This is a genomic window from Aromatoleum diolicum (assembly GCF_012910955.1).
Lineage (GTDB): Bacteria > Pseudomonadota > Gammaproteobacteria > Burkholderiales > Rhodocyclaceae > Aromatoleum > Aromatoleum diolicum.
The window spans coordinates 38,590-62,075 of sequence record NZ_WTVQ01000028.1; the positions used below are offsets into that span (position 1 = coordinate 38,590).

The 23,486-nt window shown below is 63.4% G+C and carries 18 protein-coding genes; 9 read left to right on the top strand and 9 right to left on the bottom strand.

Annotation, left to right across the window (positions count from 1 at the left end; translation table 11 throughout):
• Positions 1-16 precede the first annotated feature (16 nt).
• Together GPA25_RS15920 and GPA25_RS15925 are read right to left on the bottom strand one after the other, a co-directional pair.
• The gene (locus tag GPA25_RS15920) at positions 17-1,297 is read right to left on the bottom strand and encodes a phospholipase D-like domain-containing protein (RefSeq protein WP_211163159.1); all 1,281 of its coding nucleotides are present in this window, start codon (positions 1,295-1,297) and stop codon (positions 17-19) included.
• A 108-nt stretch (positions 1,298-1,405) separates the two neighbouring features.
• On the bottom strand, positions 1,406-1,900 hold the full coding sequence (locus tag GPA25_RS15925) for a hypothetical protein (RefSeq protein ID WP_169261385.1): 495 nt from the start codon (positions 1,898-1,900) through the stop codon (positions 1,406-1,408).
• 533 nt (positions 1,901-2,433) lie between these two features.
• Here GPA25_RS15925 and GPA25_RS15930 point away from each other — a divergent pair.
• The 7 genes from GPA25_RS15930 to GPA25_RS15960 all read left to right on the top strand — a co-directional run bounded on the left by GPA25_RS15930 (position 2,434) and on the right by GPA25_RS15960 (position 10,932).
• Positions 2,434-3,327, top strand: coding sequence for a hypothetical protein (locus GPA25_RS15930; protein ID WP_211163160.1), 894 nt, complete (start codon positions 2,434-2,436; stop codon positions 3,325-3,327).
• Between the two features lie 211 nt (positions 3,328-3,538).
• On the top strand, positions 3,539-4,006 hold the full coding sequence (locus GPA25_RS15935; protein ID WP_211163161.1) for a DUF421 domain-containing protein: 468 nt from the start codon (positions 3,539-3,541) through the stop codon (positions 4,004-4,006).
• Positions 4,003-6,555, top strand: a complete 2,553-nt coding sequence (gene ligD / locus GPA25_RS15940; protein ID WP_169261386.1) for a DNA ligase D — start codon at positions 4,003-4,005, stop codon at positions 6,553-6,555. Before GPA25_RS15935 ends, ligD begins: the two co-directional genes overlap by 4 nt.
• A 63-nt stretch (positions 6,556-6,618) precedes the next feature.
• Positions 6,619-7,506, top strand: coding sequence for a non-homologous end joining protein Ku (gene ku, locus GPA25_RS15945; protein ID WP_169261387.1), 888 nt, complete (start codon positions 6,619-6,621; stop codon positions 7,504-7,506).
• A 188-nt stretch (positions 7,507-7,694) separates the two neighbouring features.
• Positions 7,695-8,183 carry a hemerythrin domain-containing protein gene (locus GPA25_RS15950; protein ID WP_169261388.1) on the top strand — a complete coding sequence of 163 codons (489 nt, stop codon included), beginning with the start codon at positions 7,695-7,697 and terminating at the stop codon, positions 8,181-8,183.
• Positions 8,184-8,195: 12 nt separating this feature from the next.
• Positions 8,196-8,408 (top strand): hypothetical protein, encoded by a 213-nt coding sequence (locus GPA25_RS15955; protein ID WP_169261353.1) that lies wholly within the window; start codon positions 8,196-8,198, stop codon positions 8,406-8,408.
• A gap of 166 nt (positions 8,409-8,574) precedes the next feature.
• A complete protein-coding gene (locus GPA25_RS15960; protein WP_169261389.1) occupies positions 8,575-10,932 on the top strand; it encodes a catalase in 2,358 nt (785 codons plus the stop codon).
• A 304-nt stretch (positions 10,933-11,236) separates the two neighbouring features.
• On the opposite strand, the gene GPA25_RS15965 is transcribed toward GPA25_RS15960, so the two are convergent.
• The 5 genes from GPA25_RS15965 to GPA25_RS15985 all read right to left on the bottom strand — a co-directional run bounded on the left by GPA25_RS15965 (position 11,237) and on the right by GPA25_RS15985 (position 18,835).
• The gene (locus tag GPA25_RS15965) at positions 11,237-11,788 is read right to left on the bottom strand and encodes a superoxide dismutase family protein (protein ID WP_169261390.1); all 552 of its coding nucleotides are present in this window, start codon (positions 11,786-11,788) and stop codon (positions 11,237-11,239) included.
• Between the two features lie 139 nt (positions 11,789-11,927).
• Positions 11,928-14,387: a spermidine synthase gene (locus GPA25_RS15970; RefSeq protein ID WP_169261391.1), complete on the bottom strand. Its 2,460-nt coding sequence runs from the start codon at positions 14,385-14,387 to the stop codon at positions 11,928-11,930.
• A 5-nt stretch (positions 14,388-14,392) separates the two neighbouring features.
• On the bottom strand, positions 14,393-15,136 hold the full coding sequence (locus GPA25_RS15975; RefSeq protein ID WP_169261392.1) for a protein-L-isoaspartate(D-aspartate) O-methyltransferase: 744 nt from the start codon (positions 15,134-15,136) through the stop codon (positions 14,393-14,395).
• Positions 15,137-15,590: 454 nt separating this feature from the next.
• The gene (locus GPA25_RS15980) at positions 15,591-18,080 is read right to left on the bottom strand and encodes an EAL domain-containing protein (RefSeq protein WP_169261393.1); all 2,490 of its coding nucleotides are present in this window, start codon (positions 18,078-18,080) and stop codon (positions 15,591-15,593) included.
• Positions 18,081-18,580: 500 nt separating this feature from the next.
• Positions 18,581-18,835 (bottom strand): GlsB/YeaQ/YmgE family stress response membrane protein, encoded by a 255-nt coding sequence (locus tag GPA25_RS15985; RefSeq protein ID WP_169261394.1) that lies wholly within the window; start codon positions 18,833-18,835, stop codon positions 18,581-18,583.
• A 146-nt stretch (positions 18,836-18,981) separates the two neighbouring features.
• Here GPA25_RS15985 and GPA25_RS15990 point away from each other — a divergent pair, with 146 nt between their 5' ends.
• A complete protein-coding gene (locus tag GPA25_RS15990; RefSeq protein ID WP_169261395.1) occupies positions 18,982-19,467 on the top strand; it encodes a YidB family protein in 486 nt (161 codons plus the stop codon).
• Positions 19,468-19,575: 108 nt separating this feature from the next.
• Here the strand turns inward: GPA25_RS15990 and GPA25_RS15995 are convergent, their stop codons facing one another.
• Positions 19,576-21,681, bottom strand: coding sequence for a DUF1631 family protein (locus GPA25_RS15995; RefSeq protein WP_169261396.1), 2,106 nt, complete (start codon positions 21,679-21,681; stop codon positions 19,576-19,578).
• Positions 21,682-22,002: 321 nt separating this feature from the next.
• Between GPA25_RS15995 and GPA25_RS16000 the strand changes: the two genes are divergently transcribed.
• Positions 22,003-22,503, top strand: a complete 501-nt coding sequence (locus tag GPA25_RS16000) for an MFS transporter (RefSeq protein ID WP_343034965.1) — start codon at positions 22,003-22,005, stop codon at positions 22,501-22,503.
• Positions 22,504-22,908: 405 nt separating this feature from the next.
• Here the strand turns inward: GPA25_RS16000 and GPA25_RS16005 are convergent.
• A partial coding sequence (locus tag GPA25_RS16005; RefSeq protein WP_169261397.1) for a transposase occupies positions 22,909-23,486 on the bottom strand: 578 nt, incomplete at its 5' end.

The window sequence follows — 23,486 nt, forward strand, 5'->3', positions numbered from 1 at the left end:
CAATCCCCCACGTTATCTACAGCTGTGCGCCGATGAGCGACGCTGCATGCTCCAGAAATTTTTCAGAAAGCGGCCGCTGCTGCCACTCGTGCAGGCTGATCTGGCGCGAGCGCGACAGATCGGCATTGAACACGTCGACTTGCTGGCGAGCGAAATCGGCCGCGTAAATGTTCAGATTGGCTTCGTCGTTGAGGCGAAAGGAACGGGTGTCGAAATTGGTCGAGCCGACCGACACCATCAGACTGTCAATGATCAACACCTTGCAGTGATACATCGTCGGCTGGTACTCGTGAATCTCGGCGCCGGCGGCAAGCAGGTCTCCCCATCGGGCACGCGAGGCGCGCCGGACGATTGCCGCGTCGGTGTGCTCGCCGGGCACGATGATCTGCACCTTGACCCCGCGCTTAAGCGCATCTGCGAGCGCCTGAGTGCTTAGCTTGTCGGGGACGAAATAGGCACTCGACAAGTGGATCGAATGCTGCGCCGACGTAATCGCCAGCAGGTACATCAAATGCATGCTCTCGCTGCCGCCGGAGGGCGAACTGCTGAACATCTGGGCGGCGTCGTTCCCGGCTGCCGGCAGCTCGGGGAAGTAGTTGTCGCCGTGCAGGACGGCGCCGGTGGCCTTGATCCAGTTGTCGAGAAATACTGCCTGCATTTGCGCCACGACCGGACCCTCGGCACTGAAGTGGGTGTCGCGCCAGTGCTGCGGATCCTGGGCATCGCCCGTCCAAAGGCCGGCGATGCCGACGCCGCCGGTAAAGCCCACCTTGCCGTCCACAACCAGCACTTTACGGTGGGTACGGTTGTTCATGCGCGCCAGGGAGTACCAGGCGGGCTTGTGAAACTTGCGCACTTCGACCCCGGCCGCCTCCATGGTAGCGAGATGCGTCGGGTCCATTTTGTTGCTGCCGACCCAGTCGAGCAGCACGTGCACCTTGACGCCGGCGCGGGCACGTTCGGCCAGCGCGTCGGCGAACTCCTTGCCGATTGCATCCGACCAGTAAATGTAGCTCTCGAATGTGATGGTCTTCTTCGCGTCGCGAATGGAAGCGAGCATGGCGGGAAAAATTCGGTCGCCATTCAACAGGGCTTCGAAACGGTTGCCCTGCAGGATGGCCGGCCCGAGCAGTACACCCATCGCGCGCGCAAAAGCCGGATCAGCCGCTGCGTAAAGGCGCTCGACGCTTTGCTCGATTTTCTTTTCGCCAGTGGTGAAGTTCAGCGCCAGGATGCCCACAAACAGCACCAACACAGCGGCGATGAGAAACCCCGGCATGGAGAGTATTGCTTTCATTCCACGATTGTCGATTGCATGAGTGCGGGGCTTTCCGCGCAGTGCGTCACCAATGTGTTGCCATGAACAACGGGCGGCGGTGATGCCGCCGCCCGCGCCATTGCTCTCTTAACGATTGCCAATGCGCTCCCACGCATCACGCGTGGCGTTCCGTGCTTGATTCCATTGAAGTTGCGATGCGCCGCGTGCGCCGTCCCAGTCGCGCGAAAGATCTGCTTCGACGTCGTCGAAGCTGCGACCCGGATATTTGGCGTATGAACTCACACCATAGCCGTAGGCCGGACCATAGTCGTCGAAGCTGGTGGCGTTCTCGACGTACGGCCGGCCTTTGAAGTTGTCGCGCCAATAGGCCTCTTCGCTCGTCGGATCAATCACCTCGGCAACACCCTTGCCGGCGAGCCCGCCGACAATCGCACCGACCGCGGCGCCAACGACGGTGCCAACCGGGCCGACGACGGTACCTGCTGCCGCGCCGGCTGCCGCCCCACCAACCACTGCACCGACACCTGTGCCGATCGGGTGCGCCCCGGGTGCACCACTGATCGGGTCGCGGTTCGCGTTCGTGTCGCTGGACCTGCTCGGGTCATTCTTTTCGTAGTTCATGTGGATATCCTTTGGTAGTTGGGATGATCTGGGGGCATGCGATTCGATTCCGCAGTGGCCACGCGAAGCACAATTCCCGTCACCAGCAGCGCTGCTGCACTTTGCCTTTACCAGTGGTATTGATCTTCGAGGTGGGCCCGGCAAGTGTCTGTGCGCTGTCGCGCATTGCGGCGGGACTTCAGAACCGCCACGAGATGGCAGTGCGACGGCTTTTGCGCACGTCGGCTGTCCGGCTCGCTGCTGACGTTCATTTCGCCGATTTCGATGAGCTCTCCCCACGCGCAAAGCGTTGCCCGGCTTGTGCGGGGGGCTTGGATAGCGACCGTTTGCAAGCCCGCGGGGCCTGTGTTGGTCATCGCACAGACTCGACATCCCTGAGGGCATACGGTGCAACTCGTGCCCTCGTCATGAGGCATGACACTTCCCAAACTGCAACCCTAAGGACTGAAATGCTCGCTACTACCACCGCACCTCTTGCACCACTGGAACGCGGATACGGCCTAGCTGACGACTACGCCGATGCGCGACGTTCCGTGACCAGCGCCGTCTCGTGGGGCGCCATCGCTGCTGGCGCTGCCGCCGGCGCCTCCTTGTCGGTGATCCTGCTGATTCTCGGCGTCGGGTTAGGCTTGTCATCGGTGTCGCCGTGGGCGCGCGAAGGCGTCAGCGCAGCGACCTTTGGCGTGTCCACCATCGTGTGGCTGACGCTCACGCAGTTGCTTTCGTCTGCGATGGGTGGCTACCTGGCCGGCCGACTGCGAACAAAATGGATGGATACGCACACGGACGAGGTCTATTTCCGTGACACCGCTCACGGCTTTCTGGCTTGGGCCGTGGCCTCACTGGCCACCGCGGTACTGCTGACTTCGGCTATCGGGTCCATCCTGAGTGGCGGCATCCAGGCCGGGGCCTCGGTAGTCGGTGGTGTAGCCAACACGGCCACCGTGGCTGCGGGCGGCTTCGCTGCACCCGGGAAGATGGCGTCTGAGGAAAGTGGGCCAATGGCTTACTTTGTCGATTCCCTGTTTCGCCGGAATGGGAGCGCTGAGGCTGCCAGTTCGACCGGGGCTGCGATGCCTGCCGAAGCGTCCGAGCGCACAATGACCAATGAGGCCGCGGAGGTGGGGCGTATTTTCATGAACGCCAGCCGTGCAGAACGCCTGCCGCCCGAGGACATACGGTACGTCGGTCAGCTCGTTGCCCAACGCACGGCGGTGTCGCAGCAAGAGGCCGAGAAGCGCGTGACTGACGTCTACGCGCGCGCTCAGGCCAAGCTGCACGATGCCGAAGTTGCCGCGAAAGACACCGCCGACAAGGCGCGCAAGGCGTCGGCCTACGCGGCGCTGTGGATTTTTGTGTCATTGCTCAGCGGTGCCTTTGTCGCCAGCCTGGCAGCAACCTACGGTGGCCGGCAGCGTGACGCCTGACTATCCAATGTAAATATCCGACTTCAAGAGGCTCCACCATGCGTTCACTCATGCTGCTGTTTTTAGGCATACCCATCCCGATCATCATCCTGATTGCGTTGTTGACGTGATTGCACACCACTCGCCCGGCAAATAACCAAGCGCAAGTCTGTTGCGGGCGACCATCCGGTGAACATCTTCGACTTCGACCTGGCAGGCATTCTCCTTCACGGTGTCACCGCTGGAACTGGTGCTGCGCGGCACGCTGATGTACTGGTTCCTCTTCATCCTCTTGCGCTTCATTCTGCGGCGCGACGTCGGATCGTTGGGCATCAGCGACTTCCTGTTCGTGGTGATCATTGGCGATGCCGCGCAGAACGGCATGACCGGCAACGCCACCTCGGCCACCGATGGGATGGTGCTGATCGGCACGCTCGTCTTCTGGAGCTACATGCTCGACTTCATGAGCTTCCAGTTCCCGGTCATACAGCGCTTCACTTCAGCGCCGCGCCTGTGCCTGGTGCGCGATGGAAAGCTGCAGCGCCGGAACATGCGCCGGGAGTTCATCACCGACGAGGAGTTGAACGCGAAGATCCGGCAGGAGGGTGTCGACGGCCTCGCCAACGTCAAGCGCATGTACCTCGAAGCGGACGGCGAGATTAGCCTGATCTCTAAGGACGAGCCGAAGGCCACAGCATGATCCGGCATTCAAAGCGCTCGCTTGAGGCCCCGGCGCACGATCCGCTGGGCGCCTACCAATCGAAGCGCGACTTCGCACTCACGCCGGAGCCCGCTACGGGCGGTCAGTCCGTTGTCGATCAGTTGAGGTTCGTCGTTCAGAAGCATTGGGCCAGCAGCCTGCACTACGACTTCAGGCTCGAACTCGACGGCACGATGAAGAGCTGGGCGGTGCCCAAGGGGCCCAGTTTGGACCCGAGCGTCAAACGCATGGCCGTGCAGGTCGAGGACCACCCGCTGGCCTATGCGGACTTCGAAGGAACCATCCCCGCCAAGCAATACGGCGCTGGCAAGGTCATCGTGTGGGACGCCGGAACGTGGCTCCCTTTGCAAGACCCGCAGCAAGGGGTTCGAGACGGTAACCTGAAGTTCGAGCTGCATGGCCACAAACTGCACGGCCGATGGGTGCTGGTGCGCATGAAGGGCAAAGGCGAGAAGCAGCCCGCCTGGCTGCTGATCAAGGAGAAGGACTCGTACGCTCGACCATCGACCGAGTACAGCGTGGTCGACGAGCTGCCGGCAAGCGTGAAGTCCCTGGGCCCCGCGTCACGCGGCGCTGCCGCCGCCGCGGATGGCCATCGGTCAGCTTCCAATCACGACTTGCCTGTCGAGGCCGTACCATCCGCTTTGCCGCACTCGCTCGCGCCCCAACTGGCCACCTTGGTGGCAGGCCCGCCGCCGGACGCTGCCGAGTGGCTCTACGAAATCAAGTTCGATGGCTATCGCATGCTGGTGCGCAACGACGCCTCGGGCGCGCGCCTGTTGACACGCAATGGCCATGACTGGACATCGAAGCTGCGGCCGCTGCAAAGCGCCTTCGAACGCCTCAGGCTCCCGCCGGGCTGGTACGACGGCGAAATCGTTGTACCCGACGAAGCCGGCATTCCTGACTTCGGCGCACTGCAGCAGGCGTTCGACACGCAGCGGACGAACGATGTGGTCCTGTATCTGTTCGATGTGCCCTACGTCGCCGGACACGACCTGCGCAGCGCGCCCCTGCAAGCGCGGCGCTTGGTCCTGAAGGGACTGCTTGCGGCTTCGAACTCCGACCAGATCCGTTTCAGCGAGGCGTTCGATGCCGCGCCGCAAAGCGTGCTCGCCTCGGCCTGCAAGCTGGGCCTGGAGGGCGTCATCGCCAAACGCCGCAGTAGCACCTACCGGTCTTCCCGGTCAGCAGATTGGGTCAAGCTGAAGTGTAGCCAGCGGCAGGAATTCGTGATCGGCGGCTATACCGCCCCCCAGGGTGCGCGCACCGGCTTCGGCGCGCTGCTGCTGGGCGTGAACGATGCGCAGGGCGCGCTGCTGTACGCTGGCGATGTCGGCACGGGCTTCAGCGAAAAGGTCTTGAAAGACCTCAAAAAGGCCCTCGACGCGAGGGCGCAAAGCACGAGCCCTTTCGCTGTCGGCTCGAAGATAGACGGCAGGCCGCAATGGGTCACCCCGACCCTGGTCGCCGAGGTGAGCTTCGGGGAATGGACACGCGCCGGCCACATCCGTCATGCCGTTTTTCGGGGCCTGCGGACCGACAAGGATGCCAGCACGATCGTGCGCGAGAAGGCACTCCGCATGCCCTCCGCCAAGGCGTCGAACGCCGTCCCTTCGCTCAGGGCGCATGCCTTGTCCGATCGTATACATGTAACGAACCCGCAGCGGGTGATCGACACCCGCACAGGTACGACGAAGCTCGAACTGGTTCGCTACTACGCCCTGGTCGGCGATCTGATGATGAAGCACTTGAAGGGCCGCCCCGTGTCGCTGGTGCGCGCCCCGGATGGCGTTGATGGCCAGCTGTTCTTCCAGAAGCACGCGGAGACCGAGAAGCTTCCCGGCATCCGGCAGCTCGATCCAGGCCTCGACCTCGACCATCCGCCGATGATCGAGGTTGCCAGCAAGCGAGGCCTGCTGTCCGCTGCGCAATGGAACGTCGTCGAGTTCCACACGCTGAACACCGGCACGGTGTCTTTCGAGCACCCGGACCGCATGGTGTTCGATCTGGACCCCGGTGAAGGTGTGGCCTGGTCCCAGGTGCAGGAGGCAGCGCAACTCATGCATTCATTCCTGGCCCAGTTGGGCCTGCCGTCCTTCCTGAAGACCAGCGGCGGCAAGGGGCTGCACGTCGTGGTGCCCGTGAAGCGCTTGCACGACTGGGGCACCGTCAAGGGGTTCTCTCAAGCCGTCGTGGCGCACATGGCCAAGACGATTCCGCAACGCTTCGTCGCCCGCAGCGGCCCGAAGAACCGCGTCGGCAGGATCTTCATCGACTACCTGCGCAACGGGCTCGGGGCCACTACGGTGTGCGCCTGGTCGGCGCGGGCGCGGCCGGGCCTCGGCATCTCTGTCCCGGTGGCCTGGGGAGAACTGCCATCGCTGCGCGGGGGCGACCACTGGTCCGTGAAGACGGTCCACGAACGCCTGGACATTGGCAATGAACCCTGGATCGGCTACGCCAGGGCAGCACGCGGGCTCGCCTCTGCGATGTCAGCCCTGGGCTACGCGCCTCCTGTTGCATGAGTCGCCCTTGCGTCGTCCTCTCCATCCACCCACTTTCGGCCCTGTGCCGAACAAGGAGTTCCCATGCCCCGTGTGATCTGGAAAGGTGCCATCACATTCGGCCTGGTGCATGTGCCCGTGGCCCTGTACCCGGCCTCGCAGGAGATCGGCATCGACTTCGACTGGCTCGACAAGCGATCGATGGACCCGGTGGGCTACAAGCGCGTGAACAAACGCACCGGCAAGGAAATCCAGGCCGACGACATCGTCAAGGGCATCAAGCAGGGCGATGGCGATTACGTGATCTTGAGCGAGGACCAGATCAAGGCGGCGTATCCGAAGTCGACCCAAACCATCGAAATCGAGTTCTTTGTCAAGGCCAGCGAGATTCCGTTCACGCTACTGGAAACCCCCTACTACCTGGAGCCCGTGGGCAAGGGCGAGAAGGTCTACGCCCTGCTCAGGGAGTCGATGTTGGAAGCTGGAGTCATCGGCATCGCGCGGGTGGTGATGCACACCAAGGAGCACCTGGCTGCGCTGATTCCCTCCGGTGCTGCATTGGTGCTCAATACCATCCGCTGGGCCGGCGAAATCCGCCCCCTGGAGGAGCTGAAGCTGCCGGCCGAAGGCAAGACCGCAGCGGGTCTGAAGCCGGGCGAACTGAAGATGGCCGCACAGCTCATCGGAGACATGACCGGCCCCTGGAAGTCGGACGACTACTCCGACAAGTTCAGCGATGCCATTCTGGCGCTGGTGAGCAAGAAGGTCGAAGCCGGCGAGACTGCCACGGTGACGCCGCTCGAAGATGCGCCTGCGGAGGCGGGAGCGAACAACGTCGTCGATCTCACCGATTTGCTGGCGAAGAGTTTGGCAAAACGCAAGGTTGGTAGCAGCGCCGAGGACGGCACCCGCAGCATGGCGGTTACCGCGAAGAAGTCCGCGCCCAAGACGCCGACCCGACGCCGGGTATGACGGCCCATGCGCGATGCCTGTGTGGGTCAACGCACAGACTCGACATTTCTGAGGGCATACGGTGCAGCTCCTGCCCTCGTCATGAGGCATGACGATTTCTGGGCATACCCGTCCCGACCATCATCCTGATTGCGCTGTTCGTGCATTGATTGCACACCACTTACCCGCCAGATAACCAAGGAACTGCCATGACTACTACCACCAAGACCACCGCCACACCGAAGCCCCCCGCTGCCGCAAAGGACGCGATCGCCTTGCTTAGGGCTGACCATGGAACGGTCAGCGGTTTGTTTGCGGAGTACGAAAAAACGAATTCCAGCAGCAAAAAGAAGGCGCTCGTCGCCGAAATTTGTACCGAATTGAGCGTGCATGCGCAGATCGAGGAAGAGATCTTCTACCCGGCCGTCAAGGCGGCACTCAAGGACAAAGTTTTGGTGCCGGAAGCCACGGTTGAGCATGCCAGCGTCAAGGACTTGATCGCACAGATCGAGGGGGTCGAACCCGACGGTGAGGTCTACGACGCCAAGGTCAAGGTGCTGTCGGAATACGTCAAACACCACGTCAAGGAAGAGCAGAACGAGATGTTCCCAAAGGTCAAGGCCACTTCCCTGGACCTGGTGGAACTCGGCGCCCGGATGGCGGCGCGCAAGGCGGATCTTCTCGCCGCCCGCGGCTGAAGGAAACCCGACATGTCAAATCCATGGCTGAAAAAGAACCCGTTAATGAGCATGTGGCTGAGCGCGGCAAACCGGATCGCCGGCACGATGCGCGGCCAGGCGACCGCGCAGGCCAAGCGCCAGATCAGTGCAGCGGTGACCAAGGCCACCAACGACAACCTCAAGGCCGTCCTCGGCGGGACAGAGCCGGCATCGCCCAAGGCCAAACCTAAACGGCGTCGTTGATTGCGCCAGTGCCTTGGCGAACCGCATGGGGGGTGGATCGTCACCGGTTACCTGACCGCGCAGTCTCGCCACGGCAGCCACGGGCCTCATCGGTCCGCCGTGATTCTCATTCATGCTGCTTGCAGCCTTCACTTGGTCACTGCGATCAATTACTCAGGATGGCCCCATGAAAAAGACTGATCCAAAACCGATGGCTGCCAACAAGCGGCCCGCTCCGGCAACCGACCTCGGTTCCGCCGACGCGCTTGCACAACAAGCCGCCGCGGTCGAGGCACTCGCCAGGTCAATGCCGCACAACGCCAACAAGAGCAAGGAGTTCGGGCGTGACAATGCGATCTCGCCGTCGGCCGGGCAGACGCTGGAGCCGACGTCCGGACTGGCGGCCGAGCTGACATCGGCCAGCACCCTCAGCGAATCCAATCTGTCGGCCAAGACCGGCGGCAGTGCTGCCTCGCTCGACCGGGCGCGCACCGACTCCGCTGGCCAGGTGCTGACGACCAATCAGGGCGTCGCCGTCGGTGACAACCAGAATTCGCTGAAAGCCGGCCTGCGCGGGCCGACCCTGCTTGAAGACTTCATCCTGCGCGAGAAGATCACCCACTTCGACCACGAGCGCATTCCGGAGCGCATCGTTCATGCTCGCGGCTCGGCCGCCCACGGCTTTTTCGAGGCCTACCAGCCGCTGACCGAATTCACTCGCGCGGCACCCTTCCAGGAGGCTGACAAGGTCACGCCGGTCTTCGTGCGCTTTTCCACCGTCGCCGGCGAACGGGGCTCGGTGGATACGGCACGCGACGTGCGCGGTTTCGCCGTCAAGTTCTACACCGACGAGGGCAACTGGGATCTGGTGGGCAACAACATCCCGATCTTCTTCATCCAGGACGCGATGAAGTTTCCGGACCTGGTCCACGCCGTGAAACCCGAACCGCACAACGGGATGCCACAAGCTGCGTCGGCCCATGACACCTTCTGGGACTTTGCCTCGCTGATGCCGGAGACCACGCACATGCTGATGTGGGTGATGTCCGACCGCGGTATCCCGCGCAGCTTCCGGATGATGCAGGGCTTCGGCGTGCACACCTTCCGGCTGGTCAATGCTGCGGGCGAGTCGCATTTCGTCAAGTTCCACTGGAAGCCCAAGCTCGGCACCCATTCGCTGGTCTGGGACGAGGCGGTCAAGATCGCCGGCGCCGATTCCGACTTCCATCGCCGCGACCTCTGGGACGCCATCGAAGCCGGCGAATACCCGGAATGGGAGCTCGGCCTGCAGATATTCACCGAAACCCAGGCCGAAGGCTTCAGCTTCGACGTGCTCGACGCCACCAAGATCATTCCCGAAGAACTGGTTCCGGTGACGCCGGTCGGGCGCATGGTGCTCAACCGCAACCCCGACAATTTCTTTGCCGAAACCGAGCAGGTCGCCTTCTGTACCGCGCATGTGGTGCCCGGCATCGACTTCAGCAACGATCCGCTGCTGGCCGGCCGTATCCATTCCTATGTCGACACCCAGATCACCCGGCTGGGTGGGGCAAACTTCCACGAAATCCCGATCAACGCACCGCTGGCCCCCGTCCACAACAACCAGCGCGACGGTTTGCACCGCCAGGCCATTCCCCGTGGCCGGGTCGCCTACGAGCCCAACTCGCTCGGCGGCGGCTGCCCTTTCCAGGCCGGTGCAGCAGGGTTCGTGTCCTTCCCGCAACCTATCGAAGGCGACAAACTGCGCGGCAAGCCGGAGAAATTTGCCGACCACTACACCCAGGCCACCCTGTTCTATGAGAGCCAGACCGAGGTCGAAAAGGTGCACATCGTCGGCGCTTTCCGCTTCGAACTGAGCAAGCTCACCGTGCCGGCCATCCGCGAGCGCATGCTGGCCTCGCTGGTGAACGTGTCCGCCGACATGGCTGCGAAAATCGCCGCCGGGCTTGGCGTGAAGGTGCCCGGGGCCATGCCCAAGGCCTTGGCGAAATCCATGCCCCCCGAAGTGGTCAAGTCGCCGGCACTGTCCCTGACGGCGCTGCCCGGCGATGGGGGGATCCGCTCCCGCAAGGTGGCGATCCTGGTCGCCGACGGTGTACACGGAGCCTCCGTCGTGGCCGTTCAGGCTGCACTAACCGCTGCAGGCGCCGTCGCGTGCATCGTCGCGCCCCGCCTCGGTCCGGTTAAAACCGCCGACGGCAAGTCGATGCAGGCGACCGGTACGCTGGAGAATTCACCGCCGGTACTGTTCGATGCGCTCGTCTTGCCCGATGGGGGCGACGGGGTAAAGCTGCTGGCCGGATACGGCCAGACGCTGGAATTCGTGACCAACCAGTATCGCCACGGCAAGACCATCCTGGCCCTCGGCGCCTCGAAGGCCCTGCTCGACAAAGCCGGCATCGCAACCACGTTGGCGTCGGGCAGGCCCGATCCGGGTATCTTGCTGGCCAGCGTCGATGCTCTTGATGATGGTGCGGCAGCCTTCATCGCTGCCGCAGGCAAGCATCGTCACCCGGCACGCGAGACGGACCCACCACATATCTGACGTCGGTCCCGATCATCGAGCGGCAGCGATGAATAGCAAAAACCCACCCGGCTCTCGCCGGAGTGGGTTCGACGTTTACAAGACGTCGCGGGACTGATCAGAACGAGTATTTCACCACCAGTGACAGCTGGTCGCGGTCGGTCAGCAGGCGCTGCTTTTCGAGCCTGGCCGTTTCGGCGCCACCAAGGCCGACCTGGAAATTGCCCTTGTAGCGACAACCTGCTCTACCGCTACGCCGAACTGATCGACAGCGGCCAGCGTGGCGCACGCGACCCGTTCCGTGATGCGGTAATTATTCGTCAAGCTAGTCGTCGAGTTCAACGACCCCACAAGCAGTCCTGCCTCCAGCGTCTCCGGTATTCAAGGTGGTCGCATCCGGATTAGGAGCATACCTGGACGGAATATTGGCATAGTTATCCGGAGCCGCATGGACGATGATGGCACTGCCATCGCCATCGAACAGACCGGCGACCGAGAAGCGATCCGTCTGAAACCTCGCCTCCCCAGTACCATCGGCGTTCACTAACAAAACAGGCATGTCACCTGCTTCGGACGGATGCGGGGTGCCGCCCCCTCCAGTCTCGCCCGGCTGGAAGTGAAAACCTGCTGAGGTGAAAGAGGGCGGAGTGCAGATGCCGGTCTCATGAATATGGAATCCATGAAAGCCGGGCGGGAGGTCGTTAACCCTTACTCGTACCCCTACAATGCCATCGTCTTCTTGGAGCCAGACGGTACCCACTCGCTGGCCAGCGGCGTCGAGAAGTCTTGCTCTGGCTTCTCTTGCCTCCGCAGTCGTGCCAATCACGCTCACGAATGCACCGAGAATCCCAACTAGAATGAGCCGCTTGGGTTTCATGAATCTACCTCCTTTCGCAGTGGCAACTGATGGCAGATCGGAGCCTCTTGTCGTCTGATTAATCCAACATAGTCAATGGCCGAGAGCATTCAAGGGAAACGTAGCGGCCAGCGTCGGCTTCTGGCTGTGACCCGCCCGTTCAGGCCTGGCCAGAGCCATTGCGGCCGGATCGATTATCGCTTTTCCAGCTTCCAGTGATCGTCGAAACGCCTCCACCCCCGTGGTTGGGGAACGCCATTGCTGCGAGCCCATAAAGCGCCGCGGCCAGCACGATGACGCCGCTGAAGCCTAAGTGGATGGCGAGAAGCGTCGCCAGCACAGCGCCGATCACCGAGGTGCAGGCGTTGATGGCATAGGCCCAGGGCACGGCGGACGGGCTGTGCGAAGCCAGCGCAGCCAGGCCCCGCGGGAAGGGCATGCCCATGCAGAAGGCCAGCGGCGCGATCAAGGCAACGGCCAGCGGGATCTTCAAGGCGTCGGGCAGGGCGACCGCGGACCGCAGCAACCAGGGTAGCAGCAGCAGGTAGGACGCCGCGAGCAGAAGTATGGCCAGCACCGGCCGCCACACCCTGCCTTGCAGCCGTTCGGAGTAGCGGCTGCCCAGGCCGGCGAAGAGCAGGAAGGCGCAGAGCACCACGGCCACGGCATACAGCGGATGGGGCAGCAGCAGCGTGAATTTCTGGATGAAGGCGATCTCGATGAACATGAAGCCGAAACCCAGCGCGGCGAAGTAGGCGAACACCCGGGTCCGCGGCACGGCCGGGGGCTGCACCCGTCCCGGCCTCAGGGGCAGCAGGATCAGCAGTGTGCTGGCGAGCAGCGCCTGCCCCAGTGTGGCCACCAGCACCGGGTAGCCCAGTTCCAGCAGCGGCAGACCGCCGCGGCCCTTGAGGGCGAGGATTTCAGGGAAGGTCCGCCAGCGGAAGAAGTTGAAGAAGTAGGGGCGGTCGTCGGTGGCCGGGACGATGTTGAACTTGTAGCGCTCGATGAATTGCTCGCGGCCCTCGCCCAGCAGTGCGGTGGCGCCCTCGTGGAACCAGGGCTTGTCGAGCCGGTTGAAGCGATTGGTCTCCCAGGCGGCAATGCCGGGTGCCCACTCGGTATCGAAGGAGCGCGCGTCGCTGAAGGCCCGGATCCTTGCGACGTCCTCCGCGCCGAATTCGCCGTTCCGAACGAGCAGCGTGACGGTCTGCCAGCCCCGCACCAGGGCCAGGCGATTGCCGGGTTGCGCCACCCCTTCGTGCTCTAGTGCGACCACCGCGGTGCCGAACAACTTGAGGGCGTCGCGCGGTGGCAGGCTGACCCAACGCGTGATGGAGAGGAGCCCGCCGGGGCGCAAGTGGCGCAGATAGCCTTGCAGCGCCTCCACTGTGTAGAGATAGCTTTCGCTGAGGCCGTAGAGTCCGGCGGAGGAGGCGCCGAAGGCATCGAGCAGCGCCACCTGGATCAGGTCGTAGCGCTGCTGACTCGCGGCGACGAAGCCGCGCGCCTCCGCAACATGGACCTGGACCTCCGGGCGCCGGTACACATCACCGGCAAAGCCGGCATGCCGGTCGCGGACGAGGTCGACCATCTGGGCGTTGAGTTCAACCGCGTCGACGCGCCGCGCCTCGTGGCTGAGCGCCTGGAGGACGTCTGCGCCGCTGCCCGCCCCGAGCACCAGCACATGGGGCGCTTCCAGCAGGTGATAGGGCAAGGCGGAAGTCATCATGTCGAGGTAGGCGAGCTTGCCGAAATCGCCGTCGAAGCGGGTGAGCGCGGCGAAGCCCTCCCCGTCCGTAAAGACCCCCAATTGAGCGGGCGGCTCCCCCTCCGCGTTGAGGCTGAGTCCCGGCGCATGGCGGAAGGGTACGCGCGGGCTTTCCACCACTGTCAGGAGTCCCAGCGGGCTGGAGCGCTCCTCGAGCACGCGCGCGCCACCGATTTGCAGCGTCCGCGAGAGGCTCTTGTATTCGTTCGGGACGGGGGTGCCGACCGGTGCCGGCAGCGCGAAGGGCAGCGCCAGCGCCAAGGCCAGAAGGACCACGGCGAGCCGCGGCCCGAGCCGGAGTCGCCAAGCGCCCACCGCGGCGGCGAGCAGGCCCAGTGCAGCGATGACCCGCAAGGCGGAAAGCGGCGGCAGCAGGAAGAGCAGCGCCATCACCAGCAGGCAACCGCCCGCCGCGCCAAGCAGGTCGGCGCCATAGAGGCGATGGGTGGCCGCTTTGCAGCAGACGAAACTGAGGCAGATGCAGTTGCCGGCAAAGAAGAAGGGCACGAACAGCAGCCCGTAGAGCAGCAGCAGGAAGAGGGGCTGGCGAGCGTCCCAGAGGATCTCCAGGGCATTGAAGGGCACGCGCTGCGCCACCTGGAAGGCCGCGACCTGCGCCAGGCCGAACAGCGCGGCATTGATGACGAAAGCGACGGGGAAATGCCGCGACAGGCGTTCGCGCCACAAGGCGACGACGGTGCCGGAGACCCCATAGCCCAGCAGCGCCAGGCTGATCATCATGTAGGCGAAGTGATGCCAGTACACGATGGAGAAGAGCCGCATCAGCAGGAGCTGGTAGCCCAGCACCGCCGCCGAGATCAGCCCGACGGAGACGAGCGGCGCCGGCATGCGCTTCAACGCTTGCCGGTGAGCGGCACGAAGGACACCGGGAGGATTTCGCGCGTCAGTACGCGGCCCTGCCCGTCCTTCTCCACCAGCATCAACTGTTGCGTCATGAAGGCGCTGCCGAGCGGGATGACCATCCGGCCGCCCGGCTTGAGCTGTTGAATCAGGGGCGGCGGAACGTGGCTCGCCGCCGCCGTGACAACGATGGCATCGAAGGGGGCATGCTCGGGCCAGCCGTAGTAGCCGTCGGCTGCCTTGACCTGGACCTTGCCGTAGCCCTGGTTCTTCAGCGTGGCATCGGCGCGCCAGGCCAGGGGTTCGATGATCTCGATTGTGAACACCGCTTCGGTCAGCTCGGCCAGCATGGCGGCCTGATAGCCCGAGCCGGTGCCGATCTCCAGGACTCTGTCGCCGGCCTTCACCTGGAGCAGATCGGTCATCAGCGCCACCACATAGGGTTGGGAAATGGTCTGTCCGTAGCCGATGGGCAGGGGCCGGTTCTCGTAGGCACGCTGTTCGTGTTCCACCGGCACGAACTTGTGGCGCGGCACCCGGGCCAGCGACTCCATGACACGGGGCGAGATGGACGGCTTACCGGTTTCGGCCTGGTCCTGAGCCGCCATCGCGGCGATCTCGCGCACCAGCCGCGCGCGCGGTACTGCATAACTGTCCGCGGCGTCGGCAAAGGTGGTGCCAGGTACACCGAGTAGCATCGCGCCCGCCAGCAGAATGAATCCGGCAAAGTACGTCATCGCAGCGCGCTCCTGCGGGAGAGATCGGAGGAGCCTAGGGCGGCGAACGACCAGCGTCAACGCTCAGAACTGGCAAAGGACCGGGGGCCAAGCCCAGGCCGTCAAGCCCGCCGTTAGTTCTTGATGCTTCGATTGTCCGGTATTGGTGTCCTGAGCCCTACGGCCGCTCCAGTCAGTGACCAGACGTCCAACGAAACCCGCCGTTTAAGCGGGACAACCTACTGCCTCGGCAGATCCGCCAGCGCAAATTCGAACCACGCCACGTAGTCCTGTAACTGATGAAGATGTGATCGCGGTTCTGAGCTGTCATGGTCGTTTTCCCGCCGCGCAAGGACGTTCGGTTGGCCACTGGCATCCCGACCCGGCAAGCTTGGCGAACGCAAAATGCATTGTCCAGCCCGCATCGGGACCGTTTCCTCGGAAATCATGAGTAATATCGCCGTTCGATCACCGTTCAATCACGCCGAAACCCTTCAACAAATTCCTCGACCTGCTCGGCTGCGATTGGCTTGCTGAACAAATACCCTTGAATCCTCTGGCACCCGATGCTCCCCAGAAAGTTGAGCTGAGCCTCCGTCTCTACCCCTTCGGCCACCACCTGCAGGCCGAGCTTTCGCGCCAGCAGCATCGTCATTTCGCAGATCGCTGAGTCGTTCTCGTCTGTCTCGAGATCCGTCACGAATGAGCGATCGATCTTGATAATGTCGACGGGAAAGAGCTTCAGATAGGCGAGCGATGAGTAGCCGGTACCGAAATCGTCGAGGACCACCTTGACGCCCAGCTCGGTCAGCGCCTTCATCATCACGATGTTCTGCTGCGGATTCCGCATCGCCATCGATTCGGTGATCTCCAGGTGAATGCAACTGGCAGGCACTCCAGCACGCTCCACGGCTTGCTTGACCAAACCAGGCAAGTCCTTTTCCTGGAATTGGATCGCGCTCAAGTTCACCGACATCTTTAGCTCGTTCAGCCCCGCGTCATGCCAGCGCTTGAGCTGCCGGCAGGCTTCTTCGAGGACCCATTTGCCGAGCGGCAGAATCAGTCGGGTTTCTTCGGCTAGAGGAATGAAGTCGCCCGGGAGAATGGTTCCTCGCTCCGGATGACGCCAGCGCACCAGGGCTTCGACGCCGACGACCAGGCCGCTGTCGAGCTCGATCTGCGGCTGGTAATGCAAGACGAACTGTCCTTCGGTCAGCGCGACCTCCAGCGCTTTCTCCGCCCTTACGCGCTCAGCGACGGCCGTCCGCATCTCCTCGGTGTAGAACTGGTAATTGCACCGGCCGGCCGCCTTGGCGCGGTACATCGCGATATCGGCATTCTGGACGAGCTCGTTGATTTCGGTGGCATCGTCGGGATAGAAGCAGATGCCGATGCTCGGTGAGGTGCGCAAATCATGGTCGACCATCGGATAAGGCGCGGCGAGCTGATCGACGATCTTGCCGGCGACCTCGGCCGCATCCGAGATATTTTCGATCGCGGTCAGGGCGACGACGAATTCGTCGCCGCCCAGCCGGGCGACGATATCGCTGTGCCGCACGGAGTGCTCGAGGCGTTTTGCGACCTCGATCAGCAGTCGATCGCCGACGTGGTGACCGACCGTGTCGTTGATCGACTTGAAGCCGTCGAGGTCGATCAGCATGACGGCCATTGCCTTGCCGCATCGCCGAGCCATGGCGATGCTCTGCTCCATGCGCTCGTAAAGGCTGCTGCGGTTGGGCAGGCCGGTCAGTCCGTCGTGGTGGGCGAGAAAACGGATCCGGTCCTCGGCCCGCTTGCGCTCGGTGATGTCGCGCGCGATCCCGATGACGCCGGCCGGCGCCCCATCGGCGCCGGGCAATGGCGCCTTTACGGTCTCCAGCAGGATCGCCGGCCTGCCGTCGGCCGCCGGAACCAGCTCCTCGTTGCGGCGCGGCTCGCCGGCGGCGATGGCTTCCCTATCCTTGCCGCGGAAGAATTCGGCCAGTTCGGCCGGGAAGAAGTCGTCGTCGCGGCGACCGACGATATTACCGACGGTACTGCCTACCAGGCGCTCGAACGCCCTGTTGCAGGACAGGTACACGCCGTTCGTATCCTTGAGCCAGACCGGGTCGGGCAAGGCATTGATGAGCGCTTCCATGCGCCCCTGGCTTTCTTGCAGTCGCAGATTGGTCAGCGACAGACGCGACAGGTAGGCAGCCAGGTTGACGACCAGGCCCATCACGCTGCGCACCTTTTCGCGGCTGAAGCGCGGGATGCCGGCGATGGCGGCCAGATACGCGGCCTTGTCGTAGTTGAAACGCTCGGCCTGGGCCGCAAAGAAGCCTTCGTCAACGACGTCGTCTTCGTAGAAGAATTGACCGCAATACAGATTGCCCAGGTGCTCCTCGCCCACGAATACGGGCGTGACGACGTCCCATAATCCGTTCTTGCACTTGTAATCGACGAACTCGCCCTTTCGCAGATGGCTGGCGAGAAAGAGGTCGCTCTCGGTGCAATTGACGCCCGAACCCGAAACCGCGCGATGGAAGGCCGTGCAGGCCGATTGCCAGCCGGCGCTCTGCAGGATGTTGCCGTCGAGGTCGAGCAACGCCGTGGCGATACCGACCAGATCGGACAGCCCGTCGAGAAACGAACGCAGCGATTGGACGTCGATCAGCGCGGCGACGCCGACTTGCGACACCGGATTCTTAGGCCGTGTCTGAACCGAATCGGCCGTGAATTCGTTCCGTGATACCGCCTTGTGCCATCGCACAGGCACGGCCTCAGGTGGCGCAAATCTGCCCATGATCTTCCTGCCTCTTGCCCGGATAGGATGCGCGGTCGCTGGCGGCGCCGTCGGGCTATTGCGAAGATAATAGTATAGGAGTTTCCGCCGAGAGGTTTGCCGGTAAGCGCTCCTGCCGATCTCCCGGTGATCGGGCGTGGCACAAAGTGCTCCGGGATCAAATCCCAAAAAAAACCCCATGCTAGAGGCGAGTAACTGGCGAGCTCCATTTGTGGCACAGTTATTCTGAGGTTTTCAGTTCAGCGTGTTGCCAGAGTGTGATCATGTGTGCCGATTACAACCCCGCTCGCAGGACTTCGCTTGAGCGCATGTCCTGGGGGCGACACACTGTCGGGCCGCCAGACTTCGCAGCGTCGTCATCCTCGATCCGGAAGATCACGATCCGTGGCTTCACGCCCGCACGGAAGCGGAAGCCCGCTCGCTGCTCCAACCCTTCGACCCGGAACCGATGGTTGCCGTACCGGATCCAGTGACCAGGAAGTAACAACGCGTAGACGACCGCGGCATCCGTCGGTGGCTCTTTCCCTCAGCCTCGGGCGTCAGGCACCACCGTCGGCAAGCAGGTGATGCGCAACGCCGCGGAAAACCTCGTTCCGGTCACGCTGGAACTGGGCGGCTAATGACGCCGGACCCTGCGGATGAAGTTCGACGTCCCTGCTTCCCAGCTTCCTTTAGCCGCTCTATTCGCGTCGCCTGGCGATGATCCCCCAGACAAAGAGAAGGACAATGGCGCCAACGACGGCGCCAATGAGCCCGGCCCCCTCGCCGGGGGCATACCATCCAAGCGCCTGCCCGAGATAGCTCGCGACGATTGCGCCGACGATGCCGAGAATCGTCGTCAACACAAAACCCGCGGGCTCGTTATTGCCAGGCATGAGGAACTTAGCGATCACTCCCGCGACAAACCCAACGACGATCGTCCAGATGATTCCCATGGCCTACTCCTTAAAAGGGCTCGGCGACGGCCGAGTTGCGAGACACAGAAACCAAGTGGACAGTCGATTCTGTGAATTGGCACGGCAGGGCCAATATTTTTTCGCCGGCGCCGCTGTGTTCGACTTAATGCGTAGAGGAGAATGAAATGAGCCGTGGAATGCCATCAATGATTGCCCTTTTGGGACTTCTCGCTGCTGCGGGCTATCAAAACCGTGACAAAATCGCTGAAGTCCTCGGCGGGTTGAAGCAGGAGCCGGGCGGCGAGCCAGGCACCGCGAATGCCCCGAGGGCCCAAGGCGGCGCTCTCGGCAATTTGGGCGGGCTCATCGGCGGTGCGGGTATCGGGAGTGTGCTGAGTGGCGGACTTCGCGACCTGGTCGAGCACTTCAGACAGAACGGCCAGGGCGAGGCGGCGGAGTCGTGGGTCAGGCCAGGCCCCAATCAAGCGCTCGGTCCGGATCAGCTAGAGCAAGCGATTGGCCCCGATGTGCTGAGTACGCTTGCGCAGAAAACCGGGCTTTCGCGGGAAGAGTTGCTTTCGAGGCTGACGCGCGAATTACCCACAGCGGTGGACAAATTCACGCCGGAAGGTCGACTGCCGACCGAAGACGAGGCGGCACGGCTGGTCTAACCAGGTCAACAAGCACTTGTCGCGACTAATTCCAAGCATTCGGTGTCTGTCGCGCCAATAGTGCGGTGCGGCGGTTGCCCGCAGTGTCGCCACGTTCGACTTTCGTGCTCAGGCATGTTGGTCCAGCGACTTGATGGCGCCATGGATGGCGCGCTCAAAGATCGGCCGGTCGAGTTTCACGATCTGCGCCGTTCCGTTCTTCAGTCGCACGGCCAGCGCTTCCGGCGTGATCGATATTGCGCAGGGCGAGGCGCTGTTGCTGAACAGGAAGAGCGTGCGGCTCCGGTTGATCCAGGTCAGGCGCTCACGGCGAGTTTGTGCCGCCGTGGTGAAGTCCACCCAGTCACCTCGCACCAACTGACGCACTCGGCGAAGATCCGCACGATCCGGTGTGTTTTCCCCGTCGAGGCCCTCGCTGGCCGGTAGCGAGATGTCCTGGACGCGGACACCGATGTCCGTCGCGTGGCCGACCTGCAGGGTCGGTCCGGCACTGCGCGGGCGCGCCCTTGCGACCGCGATCGCCTTGGCGGCGCCGGGTTTTTTCGCCCGCATGGCAGCGAGTTGCAGGTCAAGCAGCGTGTCCATGAAGGCCTTGCGCTCGGCGGGCGCCGAACCGATCTCGTCGAAACCGACGTGGATCTCACTCAGCAGAGCCGGCAGCGAAGCGGCCTGCCGCTGCCGGTCCCCCGCCAGTTGTTTTGGCGTTACCGACCACAGCAGATCGGTGGCGACCTGCAGGGCCTTGGCGGTCGGCGCACCTTCCTCGCCGGACTGCGAGATGCGGTTCTGCACGACGTCGCGCCAGTAGTTGCGGAGGAACTCGTCGATCTCAACTGGCGCCTCCGGCACCAGCACGCGGGCGATGCAGGCATCCGCCATCTTCTGGGCGCGTGCCTGGGCTTCGCGCTTGAGGCGCATTTCCTCCTCGCGGGCGAGCACCGCGTCGGCCAGCGCGCGGTTCTGCTGTTCGTCGCGTTCCTCGCGCTCGGTAAGGAAGACGTCCAGCTCGGCGTTGGCGGAATCGAACACCGCCATGTCGCCGTCGTAGGTCCTCTGCACCTTGTCGACCAGCTCGGAGAGCTTCAGATAAAACGGGTCCTCGGCGTTAACAACCTTGCCCCAGCGCACGGCGACAACCGAAATACTGTCGAGGAAGCGCCGCGCCGGGTGGCTGCGGTCGGCGAAGAAGCGCTGGTTCAGCATGGCGGCCCGCAGCACCGTTGTCTGCAGGCGGGCCACCAGCGCCTTGATGCCATCCGAGACGTTGGGATCGCTGAAAATCAGGTCGAACAGCTTGGCGACGATGTCGACCGTCACGGCCTCGAGCGGCTTCACGTCGCGCGCGGCCCCGCTGTCGCGCACCATGCGCACGACGTTGGTGTGCGTGCCGGGGGTTCCGGTCTGGGGCGCCGCCTGCAGGGTCTTCAGAGAGTTGAACAGCTCCTGGCTGGCAGTCCCTGACTTGGGAATCTCTCTGGCGCCCGTCTCCTTGGTGCGGGCCTCAACCAGGCGGTCCAGGGCGCTCGCCACCTTGGTGGATTCCTCCGCCACCTCGTGGGCGTCAACCGGCGTCGTGTCCCGGTAACTGCGCTTGAGCGACGGCAGGATGCCGGCCTCGATCATCGTCTCGTTGGCCACCCGGTAGAACTGCGGCATCTCCGTGGCCATCTGTTCGCCGATCAATTGCAGCAACAGGATGAGCGCGTCCGTGCTGGTCGTGACCTCCCCGCAGGCCGCCTCGATGCAGGACCACAGCGCCGCGACATTGAAGGTCTTGTCGCCAGGCTGCATTGCCCTGCGCAGGACGAGGTAATTGATTCGCCGCTCGAGCGGTTTGGTCTCGTCGCGGCAGGCCAGGGTCACGCGATCCAGCACCTCGCGCATTGCGAACTGGACGGATTCCTCGGCTGCGCTCAGAAGCCGCAGGTTCTCCTCATCGGTCGAGCCGTAGCCCGACTTCGGAGCATGCACGGTGCGCGCCGCGAGATTGGCCCTGAGAGAAGAGGCCACCCTTTCCCATTGTGTCGGAAGGGCCAGCTTGAGCAAGGCCGCGGCTTTGCTCTCGGCGGGGTCGCGGCTGGTAGTGCCGCGCGTGCTCGCGACCTGAATCAGCAAGGGACCCAGTTCCTCGAACAACTCGCACAGGTCGTTTTCCATCTGCGCACGGCAACCCTCCACGAGCTCACCGAGGGTTGAGGCGTCATTTTCGGTCATATCAGGCCTGATTCCGGGAATCGTTCCGCCCAATTATCACATTTGCACATCGCAAAGAAAGTGAGTGACCGACGTTTTTCACCTTCCAACCGATGGTCCAGCAACCAGGCGGCTCTGAAGTGCCCCGGCTCTTGCCATCCGCATGAAGCCCGGCAGGGGCCATCCTGCGGCGTCCGGCCTTCGCGCTGCCCAGCGCGATCTACTGGCTGCACCTGCTTTCCTTCAGCGGCGTAGTCTATTCGCTCGCCTTCTTCGTCACCGGGCGCCCCGCCGGCAGCGCCGCTCAGTTCGGCTTCGTCACCCTCTTCCTCTACGGCAGCAGTGTCGTCGCCTCACCCCCGGGCCGGCCGCCTCGTCGACCGCATCGCCCCCTGCCACGTCACCACCGCCGCCCTCTCCGGCATGCTCGCCGGACTCGCCCTGCTGCTCACGCTGCGCAGCGACACACCCCTGTGGCTCGTGATCACCACCGTCTGCGTGCTCGGCATCGCGATGGGCTTCAATACCCCTGCCGTCATGAAACTCGCCCTCGGCGCCGTCCCGCCCGACCGTCTGGGCGCCGGCACCGGCCTCTTCAGCACCCTGCGCGACCTCGGCTCGCCGACCGGCTCGTCCGTGTCGCTCGCAGTCTTCAGCGCCTCGCTCGCCTTCCACAATCAACAGGGCTCCCCCGACGCCCTCGCCGCCGCCCTCGGCACGGTCGGCTGGCTGCTCGTCGCCCTGATCGGCATCGCGCTACGGCTCAGCCTGCGCCTGCAAGTGCCGACCACCCATCCTCTCGCTGTCCAATCCAGCGCGTTCGGCGATTCAAGATCCTCGTGAGCGGGCGATGATGCTCGCGACTTGATCTCCGCGCAGGAGAAGCGTTCACACCGGACCAATCCTGCCCGTCGAGCTCGTCCTCGTTGCACTCACGCTGCCCGATGCACCGGATCATTACGAAGGTGCCGACGTCGAGCTCGCGATCGAGCGTCCCTTCTCGTTCGATCCTCGGCTGCGCGCTTGGTCATCATGGCTATCTGCATGCCCGGCTCCGCCCCGGAGGGGGTAGCTACCCATGTGGTATCCCGGGCGAACTCGCCGAACTCATCAGGTGGCTCACATCGGCCGAGGCCGTGTAAAAACGGTCGCGGATGCGCCAGGAATCGGTCGTTCCGGCGCCCTGCGGCGGAAGCGAACGAATTTGAAGGCGGCAAATCAGCTCAGTTGAGCTTCAAGAAGGCCTTTTCAGGCCTTCATCGCCGCCATCAATGCCTCATTTCCTATCAACTTCATCACTCGTTTCAGGTTATACGCGAGGACGTGCAGACTCATCTCCGTTCTGACGCGTTCGAGGCCCTTGGTCAGGAAGTGTGTCGCCCCCATCCACGCCTTGAGGGTGCCGAAGGGATGCTCCACCGTCCTACGCCGGATCCGCATGCTGTCGGGCGCCTGATCGAGCCGAGCCTGCATGACTTCCAACTCTTCTTCGTGCGCCCAGCGGCCGACACGCCGGTAGTCACTTGGCGTGCATCGGTCCTTGATGGAGCACCGCGGACAGTGTGAGCTCCAGTAGCGATTCATCGTCAAACCCGCCTCGACTCGGGCAAAGCGCCAGATCAGACGCTCGCCGGCCGGGCAGACGTACTCGTCGTTGTCGCGGTCGTACACGAAGTCTGCCCGGTCGAACCGCCCCTCTGCTTTCGCGCTGGAAGTCGTGCTTTTCGGAACGAGCGGCACGATGCCGGCTTTGTGGCAGGCGAGGATCTCCTCGCTCTTGAAATAGCCCCGATCGGCGATTGCAGTGAGGGACTCCACTCGCATCG

Excerpts from the sequence above, each read along its gene's own strand:
- GPA25_RS15965 (WP_169261390.1), bottom strand. The coding sequence starts at position 11,788 with ATGAAACCCAAGCGGCTCATTCTAGTTGGGATTCTCGGTGCATTCGTG.
- GPA25_RS15920 (WP_211163159.1), bottom strand. The coding sequence starts at position 1,297 with ATGAAAGCAATACTCTCCATGCCGGGGTTTCTCATCGCCGCTGTGTTG.
- GPA25_RS15960 (WP_169261389.1), top strand. The coding sequence starts at position 8,575 with ATGAAAAAGACTGATCCAAAACCGATGGCTGCCAACAAGCGGCCCGCT.
- GPA25_RS15950 (WP_169261388.1), top strand. The coding sequence starts at position 7,695 with ATGACTACTACCACCAAGACCACCGCCACACCGAAGCCCCCCGCTGCC.
- GPA25_RS15925 (WP_169261385.1), bottom strand. The coding sequence starts at position 1,900 with ATGAACTACGAAAAGAATGACCCGAGCAGGTCCAGCGACACGAACGCG.
- GPA25_RS15985 (WP_169261394.1), bottom strand. The coding sequence starts at position 18,835 with ATGGGAATCATCTGGACGATCGTCGTTGGGTTTGTCGCGGGAGTGATC.
- GPA25_RS15975 (WP_169261392.1), bottom strand. The coding sequence starts at position 15,136 with ATGACGTACTTTGCCGGATTCATTCTGCTGGCGGGCGCGATGCTACTC.
- GPA25_RS15990 (WP_169261395.1), top strand. The coding sequence starts at position 18,982 with ATGAGCCGTGGAATGCCATCAATGATTGCCCTTTTGGGACTTCTCGCT.
- ligD (WP_169261386.1), top strand. The coding sequence starts at position 4,003 with ATGATCCGGCATTCAAAGCGCTCGCTTGAGGCCCCGGCGCACGATCCG.
- GPA25_RS15980 (WP_169261393.1), bottom strand. The coding sequence starts at position 18,080 with ATGGGGTTTTTTTTGGGATTTGATCCCGGAGCACTTTGTGCCACGCCC.
- ku (WP_169261387.1), top strand. The coding sequence starts at position 6,619 with ATGCCCCGTGTGATCTGGAAAGGTGCCATCACATTCGGCCTGGTGCAT.
- GPA25_RS15970 (WP_169261391.1), bottom strand. The coding sequence starts at position 14,387 with ATGCCGGCGCCGCTCGTCTCCGTCGGGCTGATCTCGGCGGCGGTGCTG.
- GPA25_RS15995 (WP_169261396.1), bottom strand. The coding sequence starts at position 21,681 with ATGACCGAAAATGACGCCTCAACCCTCGGTGAGCTCGTGGAGGGTTGC.
- GPA25_RS15955 (WP_169261353.1), top strand. The coding sequence starts at position 8,196 with ATGTCAAATCCATGGCTGAAAAAGAACCCGTTAATGAGCATGTGGCTG.